At 63.1% G+C, this 4,618-nt stretch carries 9 protein-coding genes; 8 read left to right on the plus strand and 1 reads right to left on the minus strand.

What is annotated here, in order from left to right:
* From ACKODO_RS09455 to ACKODO_RS09490, 8 genes are all read left to right on the plus strand, one after another.
* On the plus strand, nt 1-280 hold a 280-nt coding region (locus ACKODO_RS09455), incomplete at its 5' end, for an aminotransferase class I/II-fold pyridoxal phosphate-dependent enzyme (protein ID WP_408983189.1).
* A 114-nt stretch (nt 281-394) separates the two neighbouring features.
* Entirely contained in the window at nt 395-625 is a 231-nt protein-coding gene (locus ACKODO_RS09460; RefSeq protein ID WP_408983190.1) for a hypothetical protein, read from the plus strand.
* 62 nt (nt 626-687) lie between these two features.
* Nucleotides 688-2,172 (plus strand): Asp-tRNA(Asn)/Glu-tRNA(Gln) amidotransferase subunit GatB, encoded by a 1,485-nt coding sequence (gatB, locus tag ACKODO_RS09465; RefSeq protein WP_408983191.1) that lies wholly within the window; start codon nt 688-690, stop codon nt 2,170-2,172.
* Nucleotides 2,169-2,702: a GNAT family N-acetyltransferase gene (locus ACKODO_RS09470; protein ID WP_408983192.1), complete on the plus strand. Its 534-nt coding sequence runs from the start codon at nt 2,169-2,171 to the stop codon at nt 2,700-2,702. Before gatB ends, ACKODO_RS09470 begins: the two co-directional genes overlap by 4 nt.
* Before the next feature lie 68 nt (nt 2,703-2,770).
* Nucleotides 2,771-2,998, plus strand: coding sequence for a DUF6290 family protein (locus tag ACKODO_RS09475; protein ID WP_408983193.1), 228 nt, complete (start codon nt 2,771-2,773; stop codon nt 2,996-2,998).
* 3 nt (nt 2,999-3,001) lie between these two features.
* The gene (locus tag ACKODO_RS09480; protein ID WP_408983194.1) at nt 3,002-3,268 is read left to right on the plus strand and encodes a type II toxin-antitoxin system RelE family toxin; all 267 of its coding nucleotides are present in this window, start codon (nt 3,002-3,004) and stop codon (nt 3,266-3,268) included.
* A complete protein-coding gene (locus ACKODO_RS09485; RefSeq protein WP_408983195.1) occupies nt 3,265-3,792 on the plus strand; it encodes a GNAT family N-acetyltransferase in 528 nt (175 codons plus the stop codon). Before ACKODO_RS09480 ends, ACKODO_RS09485 begins: the two co-directional genes overlap by 4 nt.
* 120 nt (nt 3,793-3,912) lie before the next feature.
* A complete protein-coding gene (locus ACKODO_RS09490) occupies nt 3,913-4,242 on the plus strand; it encodes a hypothetical protein (protein ID WP_408983196.1) in 330 nt (109 codons plus the stop codon).
* Between the two features lie 60 nt (nt 4,243-4,302).
* Here the strand turns inward: ACKODO_RS09490 and ACKODO_RS09495 are convergent.
* Nucleotides 4,303-4,618, minus strand: a 316-nt coding sequence (locus ACKODO_RS09495) for a DedA family protein (protein ID WP_408983197.1), incomplete at its 5' end; no start/stop codon positions are given.

Raw genomic sequence — 4,618 nt, forward strand, 5'->3', positions numbered from 1 at the left:
TGCGAAAAACCGCGCGATCCTGCTGGAGGCCTTGCCGCGCCTCGGCCTGCCGCCCCTGCCGATGGACGGGGCGTTCTACGCCTATTGCGACATCGCGCGATATTCAAACGATTCTATGGATTTCGCCCGGCGTGCGCTGCGGGAGGCCGGCCTCGCCATCACGCCCGGTCTCGATTTCGACCCTGTGGGCGGAAACCGCTTCGTGCGCTTCTCCTATGCCGGGAGCGAAAAGGATATCGTGACGGCGGTGGCGCGGCTGGAAGCGTGGCTGGGGCGGTAATCACGCGTCATGGCCGGACTTGTTCCGGCCATCCACGCCTTTCCGACGCAAGACGTGGATGCACGGGCCAAGCCCGTGCATGACGCCCGAGTCTACATGCGCTAGCCTCCAGCCATGAACCTGCCCATTTCCACTACCCTCATGCATGCCGCGCTCACCATCCTGCGCATGCTCTCCTTCGCCCTTGCCGTGCTCTTGCTGTTGCTGGCGATCCGCGCGCAATTCGACGAGAACATTTCCATTGGCTGGGGGCAGGCGAGCCTCGGGGCGCTGGCTTTCGCCGCCACGGGTGCCGCTTGCGGGTGGCTGCGAAAGCGGTTCGAAGCGCGCATCAGGCGGGGTTGACGCCCGCGTTGGGTGCAGCGAAAAGGCAGACAATCCCATGCTCTCGAAATGAGGCCGGTTTCATGTCGCTCGATATCCGTTCCGCCCATCCCAAACAGTGGATCAAGGGCGCCCGAGACGATTGGGAAATCATCATCGGCATGGAAATCCACGCGCAGGTGAATTCCAACGCCAAGCTGTTTTCCGGCGCTTCCACCGCCTTCGGCAATGACCCCAACGCCAATGTGAGCCTCGTGGATGCCGCGATGCCCGGCATGCTGCCCGTCATCAACCGGGAATGCGTGGCGCAGGCGGTGCGCACGGGCCTTGGCCTCAAGGCCGAGATCCACACGACCTCGCGCTTCGACCGGAAGAACTACTTTTATCCGGATCTGCCGCAAGGCTACCAGATCAGCCAGTTCGCGCACCCGATCGTGGGCGAGGGCGAGGTGATCGTCGATGTGCCCGGCGAGGCCGAGCCCATCATGGTGCGCATCGAGCGGCTGCATCTCGAACAGGATGCGGGGAAATCCATCCATGATCAGGACCCGCTGAATTCCTTCGTCGATCTCAACCGCGCGGGTGTGGCCCTGATGGAAATCGTCTCGAAGCCGGACCTTCGCTCGGCCGAGGAGGCGCAGGCCTATGTGACGAAGCTCCGCACCATCCTGCGCTATCTCGGCACCTGCGATGGTGACATGGAGAAGGGCAATTTGCGCGCGGATGTGAACGTCTCCGTGAGGAAGCCCGGAGAGCCGTTCGGCACGCGCTGCGAGATCAAGAACGTCAACTCGATCCGCTTCATCGGGCAGGCGATCGAGGTGGAGGCGCGCCGGCAGATCGGAATCCTCGAAGATGGCGGCAGGATCGACCAGGAAACCCGCCTCTATGATCCGGGCAAGCGCGAGACGCGCTCCATGCGTTCGAAGGAAGAGGCGCATGATTACCGCTACTTCCCCGATCCAGACCTGCTGCCGCTGGTGCTGCCCGAGGGCTTCGTGGAGGAGTTGGCGCAGCACCTGCCGGAACTGCCGGATGCCAAGAAGGCGCGCTTCATCAGTCAGTATGGCCTCTCGGCCTATGATGCGAGCGTGCTCGTGGCCGAGCGCGAGAGCGCGGATTATTTCGAGGCGGTTGCCAAGGGCCGCGACGGCAAGATTGCCGCGAACTGGGTCATCAACGAGCTTTTCGGCCGCCTGAACAAGGATGGGAAGTCGATCGAGACGAATCCGGTTTCGGCCAGCCAGCTCGGCGGCATCATCGATCTCATCGGCGCGGGCACCATCTCCGGCAAGATCGCGAAGGACCTGTTCGAGATCGTCTTCACCGAAGGTGGCGACCCGGCGACAATCGTCGAGCAGCGCGGCATGAAGCAGGTGACGGATACTGGCGCGATCGAGAAGGTCGTCGACGAGATCATCGCCGCCAACCCGGACAAGGTTCAGCAGGCGAAAGAGAAGCCGACGCTCCTCGGCTGGTTCGTGGGGCAGGTGATGAAGGCCTCGGGCGGCAAGGCCAATCCGGGCGCGGTGAACGACCTCTTGAAGCAGAAACTGGGGATCGAGTGAATCTTCGGGTCCGCCCGGCCGAGCGCGAGGATATCCCGGCGATCCGGTTGCTTCTGGCCGAGACCTGGCATGCGGCCTACGATCCTCTCTTCGGGGCTGAGCGCGTCGCCGCGATGACCGAAGCCTGGCATTCGGAGGATAATCTCGGCCGCGAACAGGACGAGGCCGAGGCGTTCCCGGCGAAGCGGATCTTTCTCGTCGCGGAGGAGCAGGGCGCGCTCGTTGCCACGGCGTCGGCAGTTCTCATGGACGAGGAAACCGTGAAGCTGACGCGGCTCTACATCCTGCCCGATCACCAGAGGCGGGGGCTCGGCCGTGCGATGCTGGAACAGTGCTTCGCGCATTTTCTGCTCGCACATCGCGGCCAGCTGGAGGTGTTGGCGGGCAACGCGAGTGCGATCGCTTTCTATCGGCGCTTCGGCTTCAGCGAAGCCGCCACGACCGCGAATGCTGCGACGCACGCGAAACCCGAACCGCTTGCCCCCCTGATTTTCGAGGTGCCGCTGCCTTTGGCCCGCCCGCCGGGTTGAACCTGTCGCCAAAAATGAATACATTGAATACTCGTATTCACCAGTACGCCACTGGCCGGGAGTCTGCCATGCCCACCTCCATCCGCCTTGAGAAGGAGATCGAAGCCCGGCTCGACCGCCTCGCCAAGGAGACGGGCCGCACCAAGGCTTATTACCTGCGCGAACTGATCGAGACCGGTCTGGAGGATCTCGAGGATTATTATCGCGCGACCGAGGTGCTGGAGCGGGTGCGGCGGGGCGAGGAACGGACCCATTCCCTCAAAGAGGTTCGCAAGGAGCTCGGGCTGGACGATTGATCGGTGGCCTGGAGCATTCGCCTGACACGCACCGCGCAGAAAGATCTTCAAAAGCTGGATCGAAAAGCGGCGCGGCGCATTCTTGCGTTCCTTGAGGAACGGGTGATCGCCTCTGGCAATCCGCGCTTGAACGGTAAGGCACTGACGGGTGTGCTGGGGGATCGCTGGAGCTACCGCCTCGGCGATTATCGCATCCTCTGCGACATCCAGGACGAGGTGGTGATCGTGCTGGTGCTGACGATCGGGCACCGGAAGGATGTTTACGAGTGATCCCGCATCTTCGTCCCGCCACCGATGCCGATGCGCAAGATCTCTTCGGCCTGCTCACGCTCTGCTTTGCCGAATATCCCGGTTGCTACACCGATCCCCACGGCGATCTTCCCGATCTCGTGAAGCCCGGCCACTGGAACGAGCGGCGCAGCAAGACAGAGGACGGCGCGGATGGCCGCTTGCTCGGTGGCGAGTTTCTCGTCGTCGAGGATGAGCGGGGGCGGGTCTCGGCCTGCATCGCGCTGGATTTTCCAAAACTTGAGGCCGATGGCACGCGGATCGCGGAGCTTCACCGGCTTTATGTGCGGGCCGACCAGCGGGGCAGAGGCCTCGCGGCACGGCTCGTCGCGCATGTCGAGGCCATGGCGCGTGAGGCGGGCACCCGGCGTATGGAATTGTGGTCTGACACGCGGTTTGAAACGGCGCACCGGCTCTATGAGCGGCTCGGTTATGCGCGGGGTGGCTCGCGGCCGCTGGGCGATATCTCGAACTCCACCGAGTTCTTCTTCGCCAAGGCGCTGTGAAGCGGGGCTCCGAACCAGAACTACCACAAATCGTTCATTTCCCGGCCAGGTGAAATTCGTTAGGATCAGACTAAGTTTAGGTCTGGCCCTGTCTTCTGAAAGGTTCCGACGATGTCGATCATGAACAGGAAAACGACTGTCCTGGCGGCGGCCGTGGTGGCGGTTTCTGCCTCGACGGTGTCGTTCAGCGGTGCGGAAGCACGCTGGCGCGGGCATCATCACCACCATCGTGGCGCGGGCATTGTGGCCGGTCTTGCAGCGGGCGCGCTGATTGGGGGTGCATTGCTGGCGCCGCGTGCCTATTCGCATCCCTATCATTACGGCGGGCCGGTCTATTACCGCGGGCCGGTTTATGTGGATGAGCCGATCGAATGCCATGTCGAACGGCGCCGTGTCTGGAGCGAGCCTCGGGGCCGCTACATCATCGTCAACCGCGAGGTTTGCGACTGATCACACGAAAGTTATCCCGGTTGAATGCCCCGCAGTTCCATTGGCGGGGTGTTTCGCTTGTCAGGGGATCGGCAGGACGCCCTTCAGCATGCCGAAGCTCTCGGCGAAATGCATCCGGAACCATTCAGACGAAACGAGCAGGTGGCTCGGCGCGAAGAAGACGCAGATCCAGCCGATGGCGCCCACGATGTTCGCCGCCATGAAGGCCGCCGGCGGCATGCGCGAGAGCCCGGCGACGATGGGGATGAGCACGCGGATCGGACCCATGAAATGTCCGAAGAACACCCCTATCACGCCCCAGCGCCGCGTGAAATCCTGTGCCATTGCGACTGTTCCGCTGTAGTTGCGGACTGGCCACATCGTCAGGATGCGGCCC

The sequence above is a fragment of the Rhabdaerophilum sp. genome (assembly GCF_046092605.1).
GTDB lineage: Bacteria > Pseudomonadota > Alphaproteobacteria > Rhizobiales > Beijerinckiaceae > Rhabdaerophilum.